The organism is Segatella copri (assembly GCF_019249795.2).
Lineage (GTDB): Bacteria > Bacteroidota > Bacteroidia > Bacteroidales > Bacteroidaceae > Prevotella > Prevotella copri_B.
This window is the reverse complement of the sequence record NZ_CP156891.1, coordinates 2,487,096-2,510,000: the sequence shown is the minus strand read 5'-3', so window position 1 is coordinate 2,510,000 and position 22,905 is coordinate 2,487,096. Positions and strand designations below refer to the sequence as shown.

Here is a 22,905-nt window from a genome sequence, read left to right as displayed (position 1 = left end):
TGTATAAGGAATCCCAGTCTCCTGTATTTGATTAAACAGATGGTGCGTACAAGAAGAGAAGCGAACTTTTTAAGTCATGTTCCTAAATCTTCATAGGAAATTCGTCTCTCCAGAAAGGAGGTGTTCCAGCCGCACCTTCCGGTACGGCTACCTTGTTACGACTTAGCCCCAATTACCAGTTTCGCCCTAGGCCGCTCCTTACGGTCACGGACTTTAGGCGCCCCCGGCTTTCATGGCTTGACGGGCGGTGTGTACAAGGCCCGGGAACGTATTCACCGCGCCATGGCTGATGCGCGATTACTAGCGAATCCAGCTTCGTGGGGTCGGGTTGCAGACCCCAGTCCGAACTGAGACAGGCTTTAAGGATTTGATCCGTTTTGCAAGGGACCGTCTCTCTGTACCTGCCATTGTAACACGTGTGTAGCCCCGGACGTAAGGGCCGTGCTGATTTGACGTCATCCCCACCTTCCTCACACCTTACGGTGGCAGTGTCCCCAGAGTGCCCAGCATGACCTGATGGCAACTAAGGAGAGGGGTTGCGCTCGTTATGGCACTTAAGCCGACACCTCACGGCACGAGCTGACGACAACCATGCAGCACCTTCACAGAGGCCCCGAAGGGCGTCATTGTCTCCAAATCCTTCCTCTGCAATTCAAGCCCGGGTAAGGTTCCTCGCGTATCATCGAATTAAACCACATGTTCCTCCGCTTGTGCGGGCCCCCGTCAATTCCTTTGAGTTTCACCGTTGCCGGCGTACTCCCCAGGTGGGATGCTTAATGCTTTCGCTTGGCCGCTGACCTATTCAGACCAACAGCGGGCATCCATCGTTTACCGTGCGGACTACCAGGGTATCTAATCCTGTTCGATACCCGCACTTTCGAGCTTCAGCGTCAGTTGCGCTCCAGTGAGCTGCCTTCGCAATCGGAGTTCTTCGTGATATCTAAGCATTTCACCGCTACACCACGAATTCCGCCCACTTTGTGCGTACTCAAGGAAACCAGTTCGCGCTGCAGTTCAGATGTTGAGCATCTACATTTCACAACACGCTTAATCTCCGGCCTACGCTCCCTTTAAACCCAATAAATCCGGATAACGCCCGGACCTTCCGTATTACCGCGGCTGCTGGCACGGAATTAGCCGGTCCTTATTCATAAGGTACATGCAAAAAGTCTCACGAGACTCACTTTATTCCCTTATAAAAGCAGTTTACAACCCATAGGGCCGTCTTCCTGCACGCTACTTGGCTGGTTCAGACTCTCGTCCATTGACCAATATTCCTCACTGCTGCCTCCCGTAGGAGTTTGGACCGTGTCTCAGTTCCAATGTGGGGGACCTTCCTCTCAGAACCCCTACTGATCGTTGCCTTGGTGGGCCGTTACCCCGCCAACAAGCTAATCAGACGCATCCCCATCCATCACCGATAAATCTTTAATCTCTTTCAGATGTCTTCTAGAGATATCATTGGGTATTAGTCTTACTTTCGCAAGGTTATCCCCAAGTGGTGGGCAGGTTGGATACGCGTTACTCACCCGTGCGCCGGTCGACGCCCATCAAAAGCAAGCTTTCAATGTCGTTTCCCCTCGACTTGCATGTGTTAAGCCTGTAGCTAGCGTTCATCCTGAGCCAGGATCAAACTCTCCATTGTAAAATATCATTTTTACCTAGCCTTGCGGCTTGGTTTGTTTGTTGTCTGTACTTAGGACGAATATCCTTTTCGTTTATTGAAGCTTAGTAAACCTGACTTGTCAATTGCTTGACGGTTCGTTTCTTTTACCCAGTCAACTTTCTTATTTCTAAGAAGTTAACCGCTTCTTGTACTACTTGTCTGTTTATGTAAAATCTTTCAAAGAACTCTTTCTTTAATCGCTAAGAGAAAGTGTATTTCTCAAAAGCGAGTGCAAAAGTACTAACTATTTTTCATTCCACCAAATCTTTTCGCAAAAAAGTTGCTTTTTTAGTCAGTTTTTAACATCTATAAAGACTTTACACAATAGATTTTAACTGCTTACATTATTATATATATGCGCTTGCCTGTGCACGCACTTAGGCGTATACGCAAGCGCACAATATAATTTAGGTTATAATGCTTTTTAGTTAATTTATATTTAAAAATTGACGCTTATCCGTAGCCATTAACTTTATTTCGCTGACAATATTTTAACGGCTTATACATCAAGGATACTGATTAGACAGGGATTCTCAGAAATTTCCATAGAAAGAAATCATAAAAAAGAGGACCCTCTAAAAAAGATACCCATTTCGGAATAGAAAACAAACACTTAAAATATGTAAAAACGGGTTGAATTCTTAAAATATGTTTCTAAAAAGCGAAAAACACCCTTCACCACCCTTCACCCGTAACTATTTGACACATAAAACGTTAAATAAAAAGGTGAAGGGTGAAGGTTTGAAAACTCTTTTTTATATATACGCGCGGGTAAAGGAAAAATCCATTTTTTCATCTTGCTGGTTTTTCGGTTTTTCCAAAAATCCTATAAAAAAGAATATAATATAAGATTTAAAATATACCCTTCACCCTTCACCTCGTCACCACAACCCAGTTTCCATATCTTCGTCATCGGATTACCTACATTTGTCTTCTGGGTTTATCCTTCGGAGATATTCAGCTATCTTTCGGAGATAATTTCTTATCCTTCGGAGATATTCTGCTATCTTTCGGAGATATTATCTTATCCTTCGGAGATATTTTTCTGAATGATTCCATGATATTTTTCGCACTTTATTTCCCGAATCCACGCAAATCGCACAAATCGCATAGGTAGAAAACGGAAAAGACGTATCTTTGCATTCGAAATAAAACGAATAGCGTATGAGACTGGTAGAAGAAAGAGAAGATAAGAGATTAAGATGGCAATGGCAGATCAGTTTCAACCGCAAGGAGGCTGACATGAAGTCAGACATCACCATCATTCCCAGCGGCAACTATCATATTCTGATAAAGGGTCTGAAACAGAACGACATCATCAGAATATACGGAGCCTCAGGTGTCCTGGCACTTCAGAAACAGGCAAAATCTGATACAGAACTGCTTCGCTCACCAGTAAATGGAACTGTAGCCGTAGAGGTAACACGAGGCAGAAAACAGATAGGCGTAAAGAAGACAGCCCTTAAATAAAGGAATGAATGACGTAAAATTACGGAATAAATGTTAATAAAGCGCAGAGATTATCGTTCGTTTCAATAATTGGCATTATCTTTGCGCTTATTATATTATTCAATAGACCATAAATAACAAAAGAAAATAGAATTATGACAGAAAAGGAAATGTACAATCTGATAAATAATCAGAACAACCAGCAGAGCAATGGCTTTGCTGTTAATGAGAAAGAGCGAGGTATAAGCGGTGTTTTCTCTGCTTTGATGCGCAAAGTGTATACATGGATGACCTTAGCTCTCCTGATTACGGGCGTTACTGCCTATGGTGTAGCTAGCAGTCCTACCCTGCTGATGACCTTGATGACAAGCCGCGGCTTGCTCTTTGGCTTGATTATCGCAGAGCTCGCTCTGGTATTTATCATTACCGGTGCCCTACAGAGACTTTCCCTGACTACGGCCACCCTACTCTTCATCGTCTACTCGGTTTTGAATGGTGCCATGCTTTCATCCGTATTCGTAGTATATACGATGACCAGTATTGCCAAGGTATTTTTTATTACAGCCGGCACATTTGGAGCAATGGCTTTCTATGGTTACACAACCAAGAAGGATTTGACCTCTTTAGGAAAAATACTCTTCATGGCGCTGATTGGTCTGATTATCGCTACCATAGTAAACATGTTCTTGAAGAGTTCGGGATTTGATTACATTTTGAGTTACGCCGGCGTAGCCATCTTCGTTGGCTTGACCGCTTGGGACAGTCAGAAAATCAAGCAGATGCTCCAGACACAATACGACATGAGCGAGGGCGCACAGAAACTGGCACTCATCGGAGCCTTGACCCTGTATCTCGATTTTATCAATCTCTTCCTCTACTTGCTCCGCATCTTCGGAAGCAGCAACAAGGAATAATGAAAACGAGAACCGGGAATAAAGTAAAAAAACAAAGAATAACATACATAACGAGAAAGGTTGGCTTGCCCTCAACGGGTTGGCCAACCTTTATTTTTTTAATTCCTAGAAAAGGTAAATGCTAGAGTTATATTCTCTTCAAAAAATTCTATGGTGCAAAGATAGAAAAAAATCGAGAACCATGGTTTCAAAATAGTAAAAATAAGTTTCAAATAGACAAAAAGTGTCTTTTGACATTTTTCAGTGTGCCGCTGATTTTTATAAACTACCTATACACCAACAACTTATGCATTTACTCTATATTTATTAGGAGAGCAACCAAAAGAGGCAAAAAAAATACTCTTCTAAACGTAGAAATAGAATTGAATCCCGATTTGATGGCGATTTCCGGCAAAGGATAGTTCGTTGACTTCAACAATTTCTCTGCATATTATATACGATAAGTATTCACATAATCATAAAACGTCTACCCATTCTGCCGGTTAAAATAGCGACTCAGATAAGTACGGTTCGTACCAGCAGCCAGCGCCACATCAGACAATTTCAGTTTCGGATTGAGATAGATTTAATCTTCCTCGAACAACCGCTGCACCTCAGCAGCCATCCCCGAAACATCAACTTCGTTCTGCTCTAACGGTACAATTTCAATATCGCTCAACTCTTCTATCACTGACTCATGCCTATAAACAAAATAATCTATCAGCATCCAGAGTATCAGAGAGCTTACCATATAGATATTGTCGTAATCCACTTTAATAACGAAACAGCTCAGCATCCATAAATGGCTCCCCAGACAGAAAGCACATAAAACCAGATGATATTATGGGTAAAAATATAGAACACCGGCAACAAGAGGAAAGGCAATTCCAGCATTAAAGCTTTCAGCCATCTGAACCAGCCCGGCTTCACCAGGTCCATCAATACAAAGCTGTAGAACGGAATAATCATCATATCCAACGAAGACGTAAGATACCACGCATGCTCGTTGTCAAAACCATAAATCAGAAAGAAAACCATGTCCTTTACCAACTGCAGGTCGACCACGATCATGAGCCACATAATCATCCGAAAGAGCATCTCCTTTCCTTTTCTCCAAAACAGGAAAGCCATCATGGAGAAGAACATCATGCTCATACCATAAATAAAACTCGTTACCGAATCCATGTCTACTTTCTATATAAATAAACAAAAAGGCACACCTATGGAAAGATATTCTAACATTCCAAAGGTGTGCCATGATATAAATTAATGCCTTATATAATAAGGTGTAGTATTAAATGAAATAACCTAATTAGTCGATTTCCTCATCGGCCTCGTAACCACCCATCTCACGGATAGCATTCTTCAGCATCGTGTACTGCTGGTAGAGATGGTTCACAGGCTCTTCACCCTTAGTATAATCGTGCATAGGTGCCTTGAGGAAGAAACTCAAGAAACGCTGGGTTCCGAAACGGCCTGCACGAGCAGCAAGATCGCTCAACAATGTAAGGTCGAGCAGCAATGGAGCAGCAAGGATAGAGTCGCGGCAGAGGAAGTTAATCTTAATCTGCATTGGGTAACCCATCCAGCCGAAGATATCGATATTATCCCAACCCTCCTTGTTATCGTTACGAGGTGGATAATAGTTGATACGTACCTTGTGATAGTACTGAGTATCTTCATCGTTACCATGACCATAGAGATCTGGCTGAGCTTCCGGTTTCAGGATTGTCTCAAGAGTAGAGAGTTTACTAACCTCCTTGGTATGGAAATTAGCTGGTTCATCGAGAACGAGACCATCACGATTGCCGAGAATATTGGTAGAGAACCAGCCATTCAAGCCGAGACAACGGGTACCGATTATAGGAGCGAAGCCACTCTTGACAAGAGTCTGGCCTGTCTTGAAGTCCTTACCGGCGATAGGCATTTTGGTCTTCTCTGCGAGTTCCCACATAGCAGGAATATCAACAGTTGTATTAGGAGCACCCATGATGAAAGGAGCACCCTCTGTCAAAGCAGCATAAGCGTAGCACATGGATGGAGCTACATGCTGGCGGTCGTCAGCCTTCATTGCAGCCTCAAGTGCTGCCAATGTACCATGAATCTCCATATCTACAGGAACGTAGATTTCGGTAGATGCTGCCCAGATAACAACGATACGGGCACAACCGTTCTTCTCCTTGAAGTCGCGGATATCCTGACGAAGAGCCTCTACCATCTCCCAGCGGGTCTTGCAATCCTTCACATTATCGCCATCAAGACGCTTTGCATAGTTCTTGTCGAAAGCAGCCTTCATTGGTACTACCTTCTCCAACTCCTCGCGTACAGGATTGATATCTTTCTCCTTCAATACCTCAGCATACATAGCTGCCTGATAAGCATTCTGCGGATAAACATCCCAAGTACCGAATACGATATCATTAAGGTCTGCAAGAGGAACGATGTCCTTGTAGTGCAAATATTTCTTGTCTGCACCCTTGCCAACACGAATCTTGTCGTACTGAGTCATACCTCAGTTCGGGATAACGAGCTCTATCTAAAGGCTTTATAATGTTTTTATATAAGGGACACAGAGGCTTGGCAACCATCTATATATCTTGGATGGTTGCTGAGACAAAATCCTCATGTAAAATATGCAATGTTAGAAAAGACTAAGCTGTTTCGTATCTTCGATAACGTATCCAGTAAGTGCCTTGGGCTTGTTGTCAAAGAAACAGTATGCCCCTAATGCAGAAATAATATTTATGATGAAATTCGCAACAGACCTGTGACGTGAATGTACTATCTGAGCCGTATTTTTCAACAGGTCATTAATCGTTTCAATGATGTATCTTTTGCGTAGCATCATCTTGTCATAGAACGGCATTAGTTTGTTCTTCATGTTCACTCTCAGTCCTGTTACCAACTGGATGCCTTCCTCAAAAAGCGAATCGAAGAGTTTTTGCGAGATATATCCTTTATCTGCAAACAGCTTACCATACAGACGTTTAGCCAACACATCGAATACCGTTGGATCTTTGTCGCTAACGTTTGCACCAGTGAGAACAAAAGCAATTATCTCACCTCTATCATTACAAGCCAGATGTAGCTTGAACCCATGACACCATCCCATTGTTCCCTTTCCGTTTGTGGCAATGCCTTTGAACACTTTGTTGGCATAACGCCTGAGATTGTGGCATATTGGTATCATGGTTGAATCAACAAAGGTTATACCTGTACATCTGCCAAAAGCACGGAGATTCAGGAAGAACATGAGAGGGAAGAATACGCGACTTTCAAGTTCTACAAAACGGTTATAAGACACCGCATTTGGAAAATATGACTTCAAAGTTCCTCTAATAAAGAATAGGTAATAATGCTTGAAGTTTCGGAACGAGCCGAAATGGAAATACAGCAAAATCGTCATGATTTCACTATCAGATAAAGAGGCTTTACGTCGTCTGCGCTTTACTCCATCTTCACCCAAAAGCAATTTTCCTGCATTTTCAGCATCAAAAACTTTGTAAAATTCATCAATAATACAAAATAATTCTGTAACTTTGTCCTTGGTAATCTCCATAATGATATCTTTTTATGTTTGTAACTAATTGGATTTCAACTACAAAGATACAAAAAATATCGGAGATTACCAACTTTTTTAGGCACTATTTCTTATCCCGAACTGAGGTTGAGTCATTGAACCTACTGGCTTAGCAAGTCCCTTACGAGTCATGAAAACACCGGTCATGAAGGTAGTAGCTACTGCGCCACAACCAACAACCAAGATTCCCAGCTTACCTTCTGCTGGTTTAACATTCATTTTTTCCATCTTCTAGAGGTTTATTTTATATTAAGTTGATTATAATCTAAGAATTGTGTCTGCAAAGATAACAAAAACTAATTGAACCGATGTGGTTTTCGTAGACTTTTTTTCAATAATTTACAATAATTAGCTTAAAATGGATAAAAAGGCTATTCTGCATCAAAAGCCAAGTGTAAAATATTTGTATGAAAGAAGGCAATACATGCATATTTATTCCATGTTTATGCATAACAAAAGACAAAATAATGTTATTTTATGCATTTTTCTTTCATTTTATTTGGTTATTTACAAAATATATTGTAATTTTGCAGCCGTTAAACGAATAAAAATACAGCATATGAAGGCAAAGAATAGCAGATTGGAAACTTTGAAGATGCTTATATCAAGTCAGGAGTTGAGTTCGCAAGACCAACTTTTGGAGGCTCTTCACAAAGAAGGCTTTAAGATTACGCAAGCTACATTGAGCCGTGACTTAAAACTGCTCAAGGTAGCAAAGGCAGCATCTTCGAGTGGAAAATATGCGTATGTCCTGCCCAATGATACATTATATAAGAGAGTATCAAACCATATTCCAGTGAGCAAGATGATGGTGAATACCGGATTCCAATCAATCAACTTCTCCGGGAACATGGTCGTGATCAAAACACGTCCGGGATATGCAAGCAGCATTGCCTATAACATAGACAATAGTGATATTTCTCAAATTCTTGGAACCATCGCCGGTGACGACACGATCTTTCTTGTTAAAAAGAAAGGTACCACAGAAGAGGAAATCATCAATGCACTAGCAGAGGTAATTCCAGACGTTCACCATAAATATGTATAAGGTGGTTGAATTTTTATGCAAAACATACACCTTGATTATATATAAAGAAAGAATATTAAAACAAAAACATTTTAAGATAGAAGAGAAAAAATGGAAGAAGCAGAAGTTAAAGTAATGGTGGCTGACGAAAGTCACATCAAGTACATCGACACCATTCTGACTACAATTGCAGAAGCTGCAAAGAAGCGTGGTTCTGGTATCGCCAAGCGTTCACCAGAGTATGTTGCCACCAAGATGCGCGAAGCCAAGGCGGTCATCGCACTCCAGGGCGAAAAGTTCGCAGGTTTCAGCTACATCGAAACATGGGGCAACAAGCACTATGTTACCACATCAGGTTTGATCGTTCACCCAGACTTCCGTGGTTTGGGATTGGCTAAGCGTATCAAGAACCTTACCTTTACGCTTGCCCGACAGCGATGGCCTCATGCCAAGATTTTCTCTTTGACATCCGGTTCGGCTGTCATGAAGATGAACACCCAGCTGGGTTATCTTCCTGTTACTTTCGCCGACCTGACCGATGATGAGTCATTCTGGCGTGGTTGCGAGGGTTGCATCAACGTGGATGTCCTCCATCGTACCAACCGCAAATACTGCATCTGCACCGCCATGCTCTTCGACCCAGAGGAGCATCTGCCTATCAAGCTTCCTCAGGAAGTGATTGAGAGAATCCGCAAGATTGACGGTCCTTCTGCAGAAATCTAAATCCTTATATATAATAAGGTGTTGGCAAGAATGCCATCTAAATATTATTCATCCATATTAAACATAAAATAAAATGGCAAATAAAAAAGTTGTAGTCGCTTTTAGCGGCGGTCTCGATACATCATACACAGTAATGAAGTTGACCCAGGATGGCTGGGATGTTTATGCAGCATGCGCTAACACAGGTGGTTTCTCTGCCGAGCAGTTGAAGAACAACGAGGAGAACGCATATAAGTTGGGCGCCAAGGCATACGTCACTCTCGACGTTACCCACGAATATTATGAGAAATCATTGAAATACATGATTTTCGGTAATGTGCTCCGCAACAACTGCTACCCTATCTCTGTATCTTCAGAGCGTATCTTCCAGGCTATCGCCATCGCTCGTTACGCCAAGGAGATTGGTGCAGATGCTATCGCTCACGGAAGTACAGGTGCCGGCAACGACCAGATTCGTTTCGACATGACCTTCCTGGTAATGGCTCCTGGTGTAGAGATCATCACATTGACTCGTGACAAGGCGCTTTCTCGTAAGGAGGAGGTTGATTATTTGAACGAGCACGGCTTCTTTGCAGACTTCACCAAGTTGAAGTATTCTTATAACGTAGGTATCTGGGGAACCAGTATCTGCGGCGGTGAGATTCTCGACCCAACCCAGGGTCTTCCTGAGGAGGCTTACCTGAAGCACGTTACTGCCAAGGAAGAAGAGGCTGAACTGAAGATTACCTTCGAGAAGGGTGAGATTGTGGCTGTCAACGGCGAGAAGTTTGATGATAAGATTGCTGCCATCCAGAAGATTGAGGAGATTGGTGCTTCTTACGCCATCGGTCGCGACTGCAACGTGGGTGACACCATCATCGGTATCAAGGGTCGTGTAGCTTTCGAGGCTGCGGCTCCTAAGCTCATCATCGAGGCTCACCGCCTGTTGGAGAAGAGCACATTGAGCAAGTGGCAGCAGTATTGGAAGGATCAGGTAGGCAACTGGTACGGAATGTTCCTCCACGAGAGTCAGTACCTGGAGCCAGTAATGCCGGATATCGAAGCGATGCTGACTTCTTCTCAGCGCAACGTAAACGGTACAGCTATCCTGAAACTCCGTCCATACAGTTTCCAGACTGTTGGTGTCGATTCACCAGACGATTTGACCAAGTCTAAGCTCGGTGAGTATGGTGAGATGCAGCACGGTTGGACAGCCGAGGATGCAAAGGGCTTCATCAAGGTAAGCTCTACCCCACTCCGTGTTTATTATGGTATGCACCCTAATGAGGAAAGATAATATGGTAAAAGTAGGTATTTTAGGAGCAGCTGGTTATACAGGAGGTGAGTTGATTCGCCTCCTTATCAACCATCCAGAGGCAGAGATTGTATTCGCCAACAGCGAGAGTAACGCCGGCAACCTGGTGGCTGAGGTTCACGAGGGATTGTATGGCGAGACCGACTTGAAGTTTACCGCCGAGATGCCTTTCGACCAGGTAGATGTTATCTTCTTCTGCTTCGGTCATGGCAAGAGCGAGGCGTTCCTGAAGGAGCACAATGTTCCGGAGAACGTGAAGATTATCGACTTGGCACAGGACTTCCGTCTGGCCCCAGAGACTGTGGTTGCCACCCAGCAGCCAACCCCAGCCGCTCACGATTTTGTATATGGTCTTCCAGAAATAAATGAATCAAAAATAGCCGTAGCTCAGCACGTGGCAAACCCAGGTTGTTTTGCAACCTGCATTCAACTTGGTTTGTTGCCTGCTGCTAAGATGGGCCTCATCAACAGCGATGTATCTGTCAACGCCATTACAGGCAGCACCGGCGCAGGTCAGAAGCCAGGCGCCACTACCCATTTCTCATGGCGCAACAACAACATGAGCATCTACAAGGCATTCAACCATCAGCACGTACCAGAGATTCGTGAGAGTCTGAAGCAGACACAGGGTTATCTCGATGCAGCCATCGACTTCATCCCTTACCGTGGCGACTTCGCCCGTGGCATCTTCGCTACAGAAGTGGTGAAGACCGACAAGCCAATCGAGGAAATCGTAGCAGGTTACAAGGAGTTCTACAAGGATGCCAAGTTCACCCACTATGTGGATAAGGCAATCGACCTGAAGCAGGTGGTGAATACCAACAAGTGCCTGGTTCATGTGGATAAGTATGGCGATAAGCTCCTGATTACTTCCTGCATCGACAATCTTCTGAAGGGTGCCGTAGGTCAGGCTGTTCAGAACATGAACATCATGTTTGGTCTCGACCAGACAGCAGGTTTGAAACTCAAGCCATCAGCATTTTAGATAAAAGAATTCGGAAGAACGGATGAAAAATCATTCGTTCTTCTATCATAAAAAATAGTTTGTAATAAGATAACTCTATGAGTTGTCTTTCTTAAAACATAGATTTAACATGAAACTTTACGACGTATATCCTCTTTTCGATATTAATATTGTAAAAGGTAAGGGCTGCAAGGTATGGGACGACAAGGGTCAAGAATACCTCGACCTCTATGGCGGTCATGCCGTTATCAGCATCGGTCATTGCCATCCTCATTATGTGGAGATGCTCACCAACCAGTTGAACAATCTGGGTTTCTATTCCAACTCTGTCATCAACAAGTTGCAGGTGAAACTCGCTGAGCGTCTGGGCAAGATTAGCGGTTATGAAGATTATCAGTTCTTCCTCATCAACTCTGGTGCCGAGGCAAACGAGAATGCCTTGAAACTGGCTTCATTCACCAACGGAAGAACCCGCGTGCTTTCTATAGAGAAGGCTTTCCACGGCAGAACATCCCTTGCCGTAGAGGTAACAAATAATCCTAAGATCATCGCTCCTATCAATGATAATGGTCACGTAACCTATCTTCCTATCAACGATTTGGAGGCTTGGGAGAAGGAACTTGCCAAGGGCGATGTATGCGCTTGTATCATCGAAGCTATTCAGGGCGTAGGTGGTTGCAACATGGTAACTCCTGAGTTTGCTCAGGGATTACAGGCAGCCTGCAAGAAATACGGCACCTTCCTGATTTGCGATGAAATCCAGTGTGGTTATGGCAGAAGCGGTAAGTTCTTTGCACACCAGTGGTTGGGCATCAAGCCAGATCTCATCACCGTAGCCAAGGGTATCGGTAATGGTTTCCCTATGGGTGGCGTATTGATTTCTCCAGAGTTTACTCCTGTATATGGTCAGTTGGGTACAACCTTTGGTGGCAACCACCTGGCATGTACTGCCGCTCTCGCCGTTCTCGATGTTTTCGAAAAAGAGAATCTGGTAGAGAATGCGCATGAGGTTGGTGAATATCTCATCGCCCAGCTGAAGGAGTTGCAGAAGCGCAACAGCCACATCACAGAGGTTCGTGGCCGTGGTTTAATGGTAGGCGCCGTACTCGACATTCCTCACAAGGAAGTTCGCAGCAAGCTCATCCACGAGCAGCACTGCTTCACCGGTTGCGCCGGCACCAACATCCTTCGTATCCTCCCTCCATTGGTATTGACCAAGGAAAATGTAGATGACTTCATCGGAAGATTGGAAACCGTATTGAAGGAAGTATAAACCCATTGAGATAAGGATATAAAGAAAACTCAACCCATAAAAGAAATAGGAATCACTCCTATCGTGAGCAGCAAGCCCTTTGCGGTTTGCTGCTTTTTTGTTCCCCTTATAGGAAATCACCTTAAATGTCTCTACTTTCGAATAAAAGTAATAAAAGATATTTATAGTCGATTCAGCTCTGCATTACCGACACCAGTTCCTTTGTACTTGCTACGTGTGGTATTGAACTTATAGCAAAGGGTGAGTTGCAGGTCTCTCGTACCTCGCTTAGATACTTGCAAAAGTTCCATCTTTTGGTTATAGAGCAAGTCGGCATCCCAACATTTATAAAGCAGGTCGTTGCCTTTTATTTCCAAGGTAAGGGCATCCTTTAGGAATGACTTACTGATGCTGACATCCAGTACATGCTGCTCTTTGGCAAGATATACGTTCATCGTGTTACCCTTGCTCTGATAGCGATAATCCACGTTAAGGGTGATGCCGCATGGCAAGGAGAAGGCATTGTTGAAGTTGCCCATGAAGATAGGACGGTTCAAGCGATAAGATGCCACATCAGTATGGAGGGTGAACCAGGGCTTCTGCATGCCCAAGTTGATTTGTGGCGCCCAAATGCCTATCTTTGGAGCGGCACTGATGTAGGCGGTCATGCTCTTGAGACTCTTCACGTTCTTACGACTTATCATGGTAATAGCTTCGTCCTCAGGAATTTGCTCTGCCCAATAGATGATGGCATTGCGAGAGTCCTTGTAGTTGACCATAAACTGGATGAACTTCCATACACCCGATAATTCCACTCTGTGATTGGTTTCGTTGTCGAGATAAGGATTACCAGTCTGGCGAGTAAATCGATTCATATAAGATACATTGTTGCTCAGTTGACTATATGAAGGACGAGAGGTCTTTACCGAATAGCTCAACTGTGCCATTACCTTGCCTATCTTCGCACCATAGCTGATGGTAGGAAAGAGGTTGCGGAAGGAGCGACTCTGCTCGGGTTGATAGATGCCTGCATCATAATACTTGAATCTTACATACTCGTATCGCAATCCTGCCGTGATGTTTCCTATCGGGGTGAGGTGCGCATATTGGATGAATGGACTTGCCGTCTGCTCCTCCAACTTGCTATAAGAGTTGGCGAGGAGGTCGGTGCGATTCACTTCGTAGTCATCGTTGCGACGGGTATGGATATACTCAGCTCCATAGGAGAGATTACCTCCTAAGAGAGGAGAGGTAATTACGAGTTTGGTGGCTACCATCTTATTGCTCACACGATTCTTGGAGTTGATGTTACGAGAATCGTGCTCCTGGCTCTGTTCATCGCTATAGGCATAAGCCCTGTTTGTACTGAAATAGAGGTCGGTATTCAGGTCAATAGTGGTCTTGCCCCAAATGCCGTTGTAGTAGGCATTCAATTGATGGCTAGGGTTGTTCTTGTCGACCGTCAGACCATCGGTTTTGATATAGTCGTAAAACTTACCGTCGGCAGTTACCTGACTATCGAAAAAATCTTTTGAGCGAGAATAGCCTGGCGAGGTCAAGGTGTATCTCGCACCAATGGAATGATTGGCATTGAAATCATAGCTAAAACCACTGATAAGACGATGCGATTCTATACGACCTGTTACTTCGTTGTTGTTATGCTGTTGCCAAAGCGTATCTACATGTACAGTCTGTTCGTAGGAGGCCTTTTGCATCCATGTTGCATCAGAGAACTTATAAGTGGCAAAGAGATTCAGTCCATTATGACGATAGTTCATGTTAACCTGTTGGATGGTATTGTCGTGCTTATTGTACCAATACACAGAGCGAGTATCAAAGCCGAAACCTTCGCCTTTCTTCTTGATGGTCTTGATTTTGATTACCGCATTTACCGAAGCATCGTAGGTAGCTCCAGGATTCTGGATGACTTCCACACTCTTGATGTCGGAAGATTTGATGTTATCCAACTCACTGATGTCTTGCATCTTCCTGCCGTTGATATATATAATAGGTGTACCCTTGCCGACCACCTCATATCCATCTTTCTTCTTCACGATACTCGGCACATGCTTCAATACATCTTCTGCCGTACCCATCTTGCTAAGCACGGTTCCTGCCACGTTGGTCAGCAGTCCTTCGTGGGTCTTCTTATATTGAGGAAAATGAGCTTTCACCACCACTTCGCCAAGTTCTTTGGAGAACTTATCAAATAGGGTCGTGTCGGAAATCTGTTCGCCGTTGATGTTCTGTGCCATCATCTGTGTTATGGTAATGCCACAGAAGGATGCTACTAACGCAAGTCTTTTCATTTTCTTACTATTCTTTATGTTGTTACTATTCTTATTTGTTGCAAAATAGCAAGGCAACGGCTATGCCAAAAACATAAACGACTGATTATCAGAATATATAGAAAGAAAATCCATAAAAGGACCTGTCTAAATACTTGACACTGTTGTCTAGTTATTAGACACTCTGTGGTTTAACGATTTTAGTTGACCACCTTAAACAGATAGTCATATCTGGAGTTCGACTTCATATTCTCCACAAAACAAGTCCACTGGTTCACAAAAAACACGCTACCTCCAGCCATACTTTTTAAATATTTTGCTTACCTTTGCACCAAACTTATCAGTATGGAAGAATATCTCATCATATCAAATGCCAACTTCTTGCTCAGAGTGGCTTCCGAACAGATAGCATACGTCTGTTCGGAAGGAAGCTATTGCAATCTCCGACTCACCAACGGCGATGAATACACCTTCTCGTTCAACCTTGTGGTCTTTGAGAAGAAAATAGTAGAGCAACTTGCGCAAACGGCACACTTCTTCGCTCGTGTTGGCAGAAACTACATTATTAATAGTCAGCACATTTTCAGCATCAACCTCAACACTTCAGAACTAATTTTGTACAACGAACGGTTTTGCGAGAAATTCACTCTGCACGTCAGCAAGGAACCACTCAAACAATTAAAAGCACTTTTAGACAACTCCATAAAATCGTAAAAGGTATGAAAGAAAAAAACTATCAGGAAGAAACTTATTTCCTGGGCAAAGCACAGGAAACAAGATACACAAAATCTCATATATATAAAAAGGTATTTGGGATAGCCGCTTGCGTGATAGCAATAATAGGTATAACCCTCGTCCTTATGTTCAAACCGCAAAGCGTATCACAACCTCATGTGTTAAAGACGATAGCTGTTTTACCGGAAGGTGGTCAGATGCCAATTTTCAACGGCAATGGCAACATCAACGATTTCCTAAGATGGGTGATGACAAACATCCAATATCCTAAAGGATTGGAAGACAAGCCTGCGCGAGTCGTCATCAACTTCACCGTTCAAAAGGATGGAACATTGGGATTGTTTAAAGTTCTCGAAGCTCCCAAAGAAAAAGCCTATGAGCAGACTGTGATTGAACTTCTCAAGAGAAGCCCTCATTGGAAGCCTGCCCGACTCTCCGATGGCGAGGAAGTCAACATGGAGTTTACCTTGCCTGTCGTTTTCACTCCCGAAGTAAGAAAGAAATAATCAGCAAAAACGATGAAACAGTTTAGATTGATCCTTATATTATGGCTATGTATGGCAATGAATGCCAAGGCCAACGAGACCACAGCTAATCTACTCCAACAAGGAGATAGCTGTTTGAGTAGATATGATGTGTTTCATGCAACCCAATACTACCAAAACTATTTGGAAGCAAATCCATCTCACCTGGGAGCACGCAGGAAACTGGCTTCCTGCTATCGGAAAGTAGGCAACTACACCGCCTGCATTTCTTGCCTAGACAAGATTCCATCAGATAGCATCAACCACGAAGACATGCGAATGTACTATTATGCGTATCTCAATCAGAACAACAATGACAAGGTTTCTCTTTGGGGCGAGCGCATCGCATTCTTATTCCCATACGACAGTGAAATTATCGCTTCGCTTGCCGTACATTACAATGGGGTGAACAAACCAGACAGAGCAGAAAAAGTGACGAAGAATTACATTTCTCAATGTGATTCCACTAACTTATATGTCAACAAAGAATATGCCTATTCCCTATTCATGCAATTCAAATACGATGAGGCTATACCCTTGTATGAGAAACTGATAGCGCAAGGATTTGATAATTTCGAATCCAATTTCATCCTTGGTCTCTGTTATGAGGACCTGCCGGACAATGAAAAGGCGCTGAAACATTACCAGAAAGCTGTTCAGTTCAAAAACGACAATGCCACTTGCCTTTTCCACTTGGCTTTGATAGAGAAATCCTTCTGCATGGATTCATTGTCTATGGCTCATTTCAACCAGTCGTTAGAGGTTTCCTTGCCAAAAGACAGAGCTTTGCGAACCTATAAATGGCTAGCCGACTTACATTTTCAACACAGCCGATATGCAGACGCAGCACGTGACTTTGAGTTAAGCATCCTTTACGATGAAGAAGACCCGCTCAACTATTACAATGCCGCCCAAATGTTCATCGCTTCCAAAAACAAGCTGAAAGCGAAACTGTATCTCCAGTTATTCTTAGCAAATGCAAACAGACTGGAAGATAAAAAAGAGGCAGCACAACTCATATCCAAAGCCAAAGAGCAACTCAAGCAATAGCCATCAAACAAACATAAACACATGAAAATAAATTTTATCTTAGGTTCAGCATTATTGCTGAGCCAGCCCCTTTGCGCTCAAAACGAAGAGGCAAAAGACACGCTTACCGCCCAGATGATGATGCAAAACCTGCCAGAGGTTTTCGTCAAGGCGACACGTCCTATCGTCAAGGCAGAAAGAGGACAGTTGGTTTACAATATGCCACTGCTCATAGAGAAAATGCCGGCAGACAACGCTTATGATGCCCTTACCCGAATACCAGGAGTAAACGAACTAAACGGCAACATCAATTATGCAGGAAAGGAACTGACTCTCATCATCAACGGCAAACCAACCACGCTCAATTATGCACAACTGGCAGAGCGATTAAAAGCCATGCCCGCATCACAATTAGCCAAAGCCGAAGTGATGCTGGCAGCGCCAGCACGCTTACATGTTCGTGGAATGGTCATCAACCTGATTACCAAAGACTATGTAGGAAAGAACCTGCTTTCAGGACAAATACAAAGCATCTGGAGCCAAAGCAAATACGGAGAAGGGAAAGGCAAAGGCAACCTGCTGTTCCAAAAAGGAAAATTCGGTCTGGATGCCATGTATTCATTTACAGATGGAACATCATACGGTGAGACTACTACCTATGCCAATCATCCACTTCAAGGAAAGCGAGTAGCGTATCATGACAAGACCTCACAGAAAACCCCAGAATTGACTCACAACTATCGCTTGGGACTGAGTTATGCATTTGCTGATAACCACCAACTATCCCTGGCATATACAGGAAAATGGGACAGCAGCCATCCTCATCATGAAACGAAGGGAACAGGCACATCCCAGCAACAGGGCAATGAGCATACCTACCTGCACAATGTAGATGCCAGCTACAACCTGCCCTTTGGACTACAAATAGGCATATCCTATCTCAACTACCAAAACCCCAGCCAGCAATATCTGGAAGGAACAATACTTGACGAAGAACGTATTCTATACACAAACAGCAAGCAGGTAATAGACAAATGGCTTTTCACAGCAGACCAATCCCACTCATTGAAGAAGGGTTGGGAGCTGTCGTATGGTATGAAATTCCAAAGCAGCAACAACAGAAGCTACCAAGCCACGACCAACAAGGATGGAGCAGACATTCCTGATGCAACCAGCCAGGTGAATATCGAAGAAAGAATCTTGAGTTTCTATGGCGGCATAAGCAAACAGATAAACGAGCGAATCAGCTTGGAAGCCTCTGTCGAAGCGGAGCTGTACCATTCTCCACAATGGAACAAATGGCATATTTATCCCACTCTTAATGCATCGTGGAAAGCCAATCCTGGCAACATACTCAACTTATCCTTCAGTTCCAGCTCACAGTTTCCTAGCTATTGGTCAACTATGAGCAGCATTTACTATGCCTCTACCTATATGGAGATATGGGGAAATCCTCATCTCAAGCCTTACTCTACATACGAGACCAACCTGATGTGGACAATCAAAAGTCGCCATACATTGATGGCATTTGCAGAGTTCCAACCCAACTATTCTGTGCAGTTGCCTTATCAGACTACCGACCACCTGGCAGTCATTATGAAGGAGACCAATTTCGACTATAATCATACTATAGGCATTAGAGCATCGACAACTTTCGGTATAGGCAATTGGATGAACGGAAGTGTTTCGGCAACAGGAATCTACAGACATGACAAGAGTAACGATTTCTTTGACTTGCCCTTCAATCGCAAACATATCTCTGCCGTTCTTGCCGGAAATCTATCCGCCCAGCTTAGCCGAAGCCATCACATCCATTTCATACTTAACCCATTCTATCAGTCGAAAGCCATTCAAGGAACCTATGACATCAAATCAGTCTTTCTCTTGATTGCTATGTTGAGATGGGCTTCCGATAATGATAAATGGAGCATTGTGGTTAAAGGCAGCAACATCTTCAACGAGGGATTCTCTACAAAATCAGTACAAGGCAATCAAGACTACCACATGAACATCAAGCAAGATTGGGCATCTGCCTCCATCTCCATCATCTATAAGATAGGCAAGTACAAGGAGAAGAGAACCAAGAACGTAGATACTTCCAGAATGGGAGTAAACTAGCGAATTTCTTAAAAAAAACGTCAGTAAACAAGCGTACTTTCTTAAAAAATCGTCTACAAACTGCTCTTTTTTCTGATAAAAGTAGTATCTTTGCACCATAATTGCATTTTAACTATAAGACGACAATGAAAATAACAATTATCGGAGCAGGTGCTATGGGCGGTGCCATGGCTGAAGGACTCTTGCAGAGCGAGAAGTTCACTCCATCAGATATTACGGTATCTGACCACAACCAACCAGTATTGGATCACTTCGCAAGCGAAGGAGCCAGCGTAACTCTCGACAACCAGTTGGCTTGCCATGGCGCAGACATCATCTGTGTGGTAGTAAAACCTTGGTGCGTAGAGAAGACATTAAAGGGAATCAAGGATGCACTCAACTACAAGAGTCAGAAACTCGTAGTGGTAGCAGCCGGTGTGCCATCAGCCAACATCAAGGAGTGGTTAGACAAAGATGATATCACCCCAACCTTCTTCCTCGTGATGCCAAACATCGCCATCGCCTACAAACAGTCGATGACCTTCATCACTCCTATAGATGCATCTGCCACAGAAATCCAGCAGATTACAGAAATCTTCGATGAATTGGGCGAAAGCCTCATCATGGAAGAACGTCTCTTCCCAGCAGCTACCGCTATGTCGTGTGCCATCGCTTACGCCATGCGCTATGTAAGAGCCAATGTAGAAGGCGGCGTAGAGATGGGCTTCAAGGCAAAGGATGCCCAGAAGATTGTCTTGCAGACCATCAAGGGTGCCGTAGAGCTGCTTCAGGAAACTGGCGAACACCCAGAGGCTGCCATTGATAAAGTAACAACTCCTGGCGGCTGCACCATCAAGGGCTTGAATACCATGGAACAAGGCGGCTTTACCAGCGCAGTGATCAATGGTTTATTGGCAGGAAAAAAATAAGAAAATGATACAATGAATGCTGCACAGATTACTTTATTTGTGCAGCATTTTCGTTTTTATAAGCACAAAGAGTTTTAAAAACGTAAGTTTTTTGAGCCGTTTTAAATATTTTTCGTATCTTTGCGCTTACATTTCGAAATTGCCCATCAGCAACTGTTCGATGTATTATCAAAGCAAACAATAAAAAGAATATTTTATGGACGAAGCAATCAAACAAATCGGTGAAAGGCTGAAAGGTCTCCGCGAGGTTCTCAATATTCCTGCCGAGGAAATTGCAGAACTGTGCGAAATCAGTCTTGATCATTACCTCAAGATAGAATCCGGTGAGGCGGATCCTTCTGTTTATCGCCTGTCAAAAATCTCAAAGCGATACGGCATCGACCTTGACGTGCTGCTCTTCGGCGAGGAACCTCGCATGAAGGGATACTACGTTACCCGCAAGGGACAGGGACCGGAGATTGACCGCAACAACCAGTATAAATACCAGAGCCTTGCCGTAGGATTCAAGGATAGAAAGGTGAATCCGTTCATGGTACAGGTTGATCCGTTGCCAGGCGACAAGAAACCGAACAAGAACGGACACGACGGACAAGAATATGATTATGTGATAGAGGGACAGCTCGAAGTAACCATCGAAGAGAAGGTGATGGTGCTGAATCCGGGCGACAGCATCTACTTCGACAGTAGAAAGTCGCATTGTTTCCGCTCACTCAACAATGAGCCAGCCAAGTTCCTTTGTATAATTATCTAGAAGAGTAACTATGATCGAGAGATTTCTAAAACAGACAAAATTTACTTCAGAGCAAGACTTCAAGGAGCATCTGGAGTTTATCATACCAGAAGATTTCAACTTTGCCTACGACGTGATGGACGAATGGGCAAAGATCAAACCAGACCATGTGGCGCTGCTTTGGGCAAGTGAACGTGGCGAAGAAATCCGTTTTACATACAAGGACCTGAAGGAGCAGAGCGACAAGGCTGCTGCTTACTTCCAGAGTCTCGGCATCGGTCACGATGATAAGGTGATGCTCATTCTGAAGCGTCACTATCAGTGGTGGCTCGCCATGCTCGGTCTCCACAAGTTGGGTGCCGTAGCCATCCCTGCCACCCACATGCTTACCAAGCACGACATCGTTTACCGCAACAATGCAGCAAGCGTGAAGGCGATTATCTGCTGCGGCGATGATTACGTGGTAGAGCAGGTTAATCAGGCAATGCCAGAGAGTCCGACTGTCAAGACTTTGATCAGTATCGGTCCGGATATCCCGGAAGGTTTCCACGACTGGATGAAGGAATGGAACGAATGTGCTCCTTTTGTTCGCCCAGAACATGTAAACTCTAATGAGGATACCCTGCTGATGTACTTCACATCGGGAACCACTGGCGAGCCAAAGATGGTGGCACACGATCACCTCTATGCCCTCGGTCATCTGACCACGGGTGTATATTGGCATAATCTCCACGAGAATTCCATCCACCTTACCGTAGCCGATACCGGTTGGGGCAAGGCTGTATGGGGTAAGCTCTACGGACAATGGTTTGCCGGAGCCACCGTCTTCGTCTTCGATCACGAGAAGTTTACAGCGGATAAGATCATGCGCCAGATTGAGAAGTATCACATCACCTCTTTCTGTGCCCCTCCTACTATCTACCGCTTCATGATTCAGGAAGATTTCTCTAAGTATGACCTCAGCAGTCTTGAATACTGCACCACTGCGGGCGAGGCTATGAACCCATCCGTGGCAGAGACCTTCCAGAAACTCACTGGTGTTCAGATTTATGAGGGCTTCGGACAGACTGAGACTACGATGACACTCGGAACCTTCCCTTGGATCAAACCCAAGCCAGGAAGCATGGGCAAGCCTAACCCACAATATGATGTTCACATCCTTCGCCCAGACATGACGGAATGCGAGGATGGTGAAAAGGGCGAGATTTGCATCCGCATCGGCGATGACAAGCCTATCGGCCTCTTCAAATATTACTATCGTGATGAAAAGCAGACCAAATCGGTTTGGCATGATGGTTACTATCACACGGGCGATATGGCTTGGCGTGATGAGGAAGGCTACTTCTGGTTTGAGGGCAGAATCGACGATGTGATCAAGAGTTCGGGTTACCGTATCGGTCCTTTCGAGGTAGAGAATGCCCTGATGACTCACCCAGCCGTAGTAGAGTGCGCCATCACCGGTGTGCCAGACCCAATCCGCGGTATGGTAGTCAAGGCAACCGTCGTACTGAAGGATGAATACAAGAGTATGGCGGGCCCTGACCTCATCAAGAAGTTGCAGGATCATGTGAAGCATGAGACTGCTCCTTATAAATATCCTCGCATCATCGAATTCGTAGATGAATTGCCAAAGACCATCTCCGGCAAGATTCGAAGAGTAGAGATTCGAGAAAAAGACAATAAAAAATAAAAAAGAATGCGCTGGGAGGGCAGGTTTTGTTTCCT

The 22,905-nt window shown here is 44.1% G+C and carries 18 protein-coding genes, 1 rRNA gene and 2 pseudogenes; 14 read left to right on the top strand and 7 right to left on the bottom strand.

Annotation, left to right across the window (positions count from 1 at the left end; translation table 11 throughout):
• Nucleotides 1-113: 113 nt before the first annotated feature.
• Nucleotides 114-1,645, bottom strand: a 16S ribosomal RNA gene (locus tag KUA48_RS10505).
• 1,185 nt (nt 1,646-2,830) lie between these two features.
• Between KUA48_RS10505 and KUA48_RS10500 the strand changes: the two genes are divergently transcribed.
• Both KUA48_RS10500 and KUA48_RS10495 read left to right on the top strand, forming a co-directional pair.
• Entirely contained in the window at nt 2,831-3,136 is a 306-nt protein-coding gene (locus KUA48_RS10500; RefSeq protein WP_153073300.1) for a hypothetical protein, read from the top strand.
• Between the two features lie 134 nt (nt 3,137-3,270).
• Nucleotides 3,271-4,029, top strand: coding sequence for a Bax inhibitor-1/YccA family protein (locus KUA48_RS10495; RefSeq protein WP_228112429.1), 759 nt, complete (start codon nt 3,271-3,273; stop codon nt 4,027-4,029).
• A gap of 565 nt (nt 4,030-4,594) precedes the next feature.
• On the opposite strand, the gene KUA48_RS10490 is transcribed toward KUA48_RS10495, so the two are convergent.
• The 5 genes and pseudogenes from KUA48_RS10490 to KUA48_RS10470 all read right to left on the bottom strand — a co-directional run.
• Nucleotides 4,595-4,780, bottom strand: coding sequence for a hypothetical protein (locus KUA48_RS10490; protein WP_147347520.1), 186 nt, complete (start codon nt 4,778-4,780; stop codon nt 4,595-4,597).
• Between the two features lie 17 nt (nt 4,781-4,797).
• Nucleotides 4,798-5,193: a hypothetical protein gene (locus KUA48_RS10485; protein WP_153073299.1), complete on the bottom strand. Its 396-nt coding sequence runs from the start codon at nt 5,191-5,193 to the stop codon at nt 4,798-4,800.
• Nucleotides 5,194-5,320: 127 nt separating this feature from the next.
• Nucleotides 5,321-6,517 (bottom strand): annotated as a pseudogene (locus KUA48_RS10480) (inositol-3-phosphate synthase); the annotation flags it as partial.
• 132 nt (nt 6,518-6,649) lie between these two features.
• Nucleotides 6,650-7,567 carry an IS982 family transposase gene (locus KUA48_RS10475; RefSeq protein ID WP_118142112.1) on the bottom strand — a complete coding sequence of 306 codons (918 nt, stop codon included), beginning with the start codon at nt 7,565-7,567 and terminating at the stop codon, nt 6,650-6,652.
• Between the two features lie 108 nt (nt 7,568-7,675).
• Nucleotides 7,676-7,816, bottom strand: a pseudogene (locus tag KUA48_RS10470) (inositol-3-phosphate synthase); the annotation flags it as partial.
• Between the two features lie 331 nt (nt 7,817-8,147).
• On the opposite strand from KUA48_RS10470, the gene argR reads away from it, so the two are divergent.
• From argR to KUA48_RS10445, 5 genes are all read left to right on the top strand, one after another.
• Nucleotides 8,148-8,636: an arginine repressor gene (gene argR / locus KUA48_RS10465; protein WP_006847530.1), complete on the top strand. Its 489-nt coding sequence runs from the start codon at nt 8,148-8,150 to the stop codon at nt 8,634-8,636.
• Nucleotides 8,637-8,726: 90 nt separating this feature from the next.
• Nucleotides 8,727-9,338, top strand: a complete 612-nt coding sequence (locus tag KUA48_RS10460) for a GNAT family N-acetyltransferase (RefSeq protein ID WP_117587359.1) — start codon at nt 8,727-8,729, stop codon at nt 9,336-9,338.
• A gap of 73 nt (nt 9,339-9,411) precedes the next feature.
• Nucleotides 9,412-10,614 carry an argininosuccinate synthase gene (locus KUA48_RS10455; protein ID WP_153073298.1) on the top strand — a complete coding sequence of 401 codons (1,203 nt, stop codon included), beginning with the start codon at nt 9,412-9,414 and terminating at the stop codon, nt 10,612-10,614.
• A 1-nt stretch (nt 10,615) separates the two neighbouring features.
• Nucleotides 10,616-11,617, top strand: a complete 1,002-nt coding sequence (gene argC / locus KUA48_RS10450) for an N-acetyl-gamma-glutamyl-phosphate reductase (RefSeq protein WP_117662207.1) — start codon at nt 10,616-10,618, stop codon at nt 11,615-11,617.
• Between the two features lie 109 nt (nt 11,618-11,726).
• Nucleotides 11,727-12,869, top strand: a complete 1,143-nt coding sequence (locus KUA48_RS10445; RefSeq protein WP_153081786.1) for an aspartate aminotransferase family protein — start codon at nt 11,727-11,729, stop codon at nt 12,867-12,869.
• Between the two features lie 161 nt (nt 12,870-13,030).
• Here the strand turns inward: KUA48_RS10445 and KUA48_RS10440 are convergent, their stop codons facing one another.
• Complete coding sequence (locus tag KUA48_RS10440) at nt 13,031-15,157, bottom strand: outer membrane beta-barrel family protein (RefSeq protein WP_218431807.1); 2,127 nt, start codon at nt 15,155-15,157, stop codon at nt 13,031-13,033.
• A gap of 324 nt (nt 15,158-15,481) precedes the next feature.
• Here KUA48_RS10440 and KUA48_RS10435 point away from each other — a divergent pair, with 324 nt between their 5' ends.
• The 7 genes from KUA48_RS10435 to KUA48_RS10405 all read left to right on the top strand — a co-directional run bounded on the left by KUA48_RS10435 (nt 15,482) and on the right by KUA48_RS10405 (nt 22,870).
• On the top strand, nt 15,482-15,850 hold the full coding sequence (locus KUA48_RS10435; protein WP_118254415.1) for a LytTR family DNA-binding domain-containing protein: 369 nt from the start codon (nt 15,482-15,484) through the stop codon (nt 15,848-15,850).
• A 5-nt stretch (nt 15,851-15,855) separates the two neighbouring features.
• The gene (locus KUA48_RS10430; RefSeq protein WP_218431808.1) at nt 15,856-16,377 is read left to right on the top strand and encodes an energy transducer TonB; all 522 of its coding nucleotides are present in this window, start codon (nt 15,856-15,858) and stop codon (nt 16,375-16,377) included.
• A gap of 12 nt (nt 16,378-16,389) precedes the next feature.
• Nucleotides 16,390-17,445, top strand: coding sequence for a tetratricopeptide repeat protein (locus KUA48_RS10425; RefSeq protein ID WP_218431809.1), 1,056 nt, complete (start codon nt 16,390-16,392; stop codon nt 17,443-17,445).
• 21 nt (nt 17,446-17,466) lie between these two features.
• A complete protein-coding gene (locus tag KUA48_RS10420; protein ID WP_218431818.1) occupies nt 17,467-19,542 on the top strand; it encodes an outer membrane beta-barrel protein in 2,076 nt (691 codons plus the stop codon).
• 125 nt (nt 19,543-19,667) lie between these two features.
• On the top strand, nt 19,668-20,450 hold the full coding sequence (locus KUA48_RS10415; RefSeq protein WP_218431820.1) for a pyrroline-5-carboxylate reductase: 783 nt from the start codon (nt 19,668-19,670) through the stop codon (nt 20,448-20,450).
• Between the two features lie 196 nt (nt 20,451-20,646).
• Complete coding sequence (locus KUA48_RS10410; protein ID WP_006847542.1) at nt 20,647-21,201, top strand: helix-turn-helix domain-containing protein; 555 nt, start codon at nt 20,647-20,649, stop codon at nt 21,199-21,201.
• Nucleotides 21,202-21,211: 10 nt separating this feature from the next.
• Entirely contained in the window at nt 21,212-22,870 is a 1,659-nt protein-coding gene (locus KUA48_RS10405; RefSeq protein WP_153080071.1) for an AMP-binding protein, read from the top strand.
• Nucleotides 22,871-22,905 lie beyond the last annotated feature (35 nt).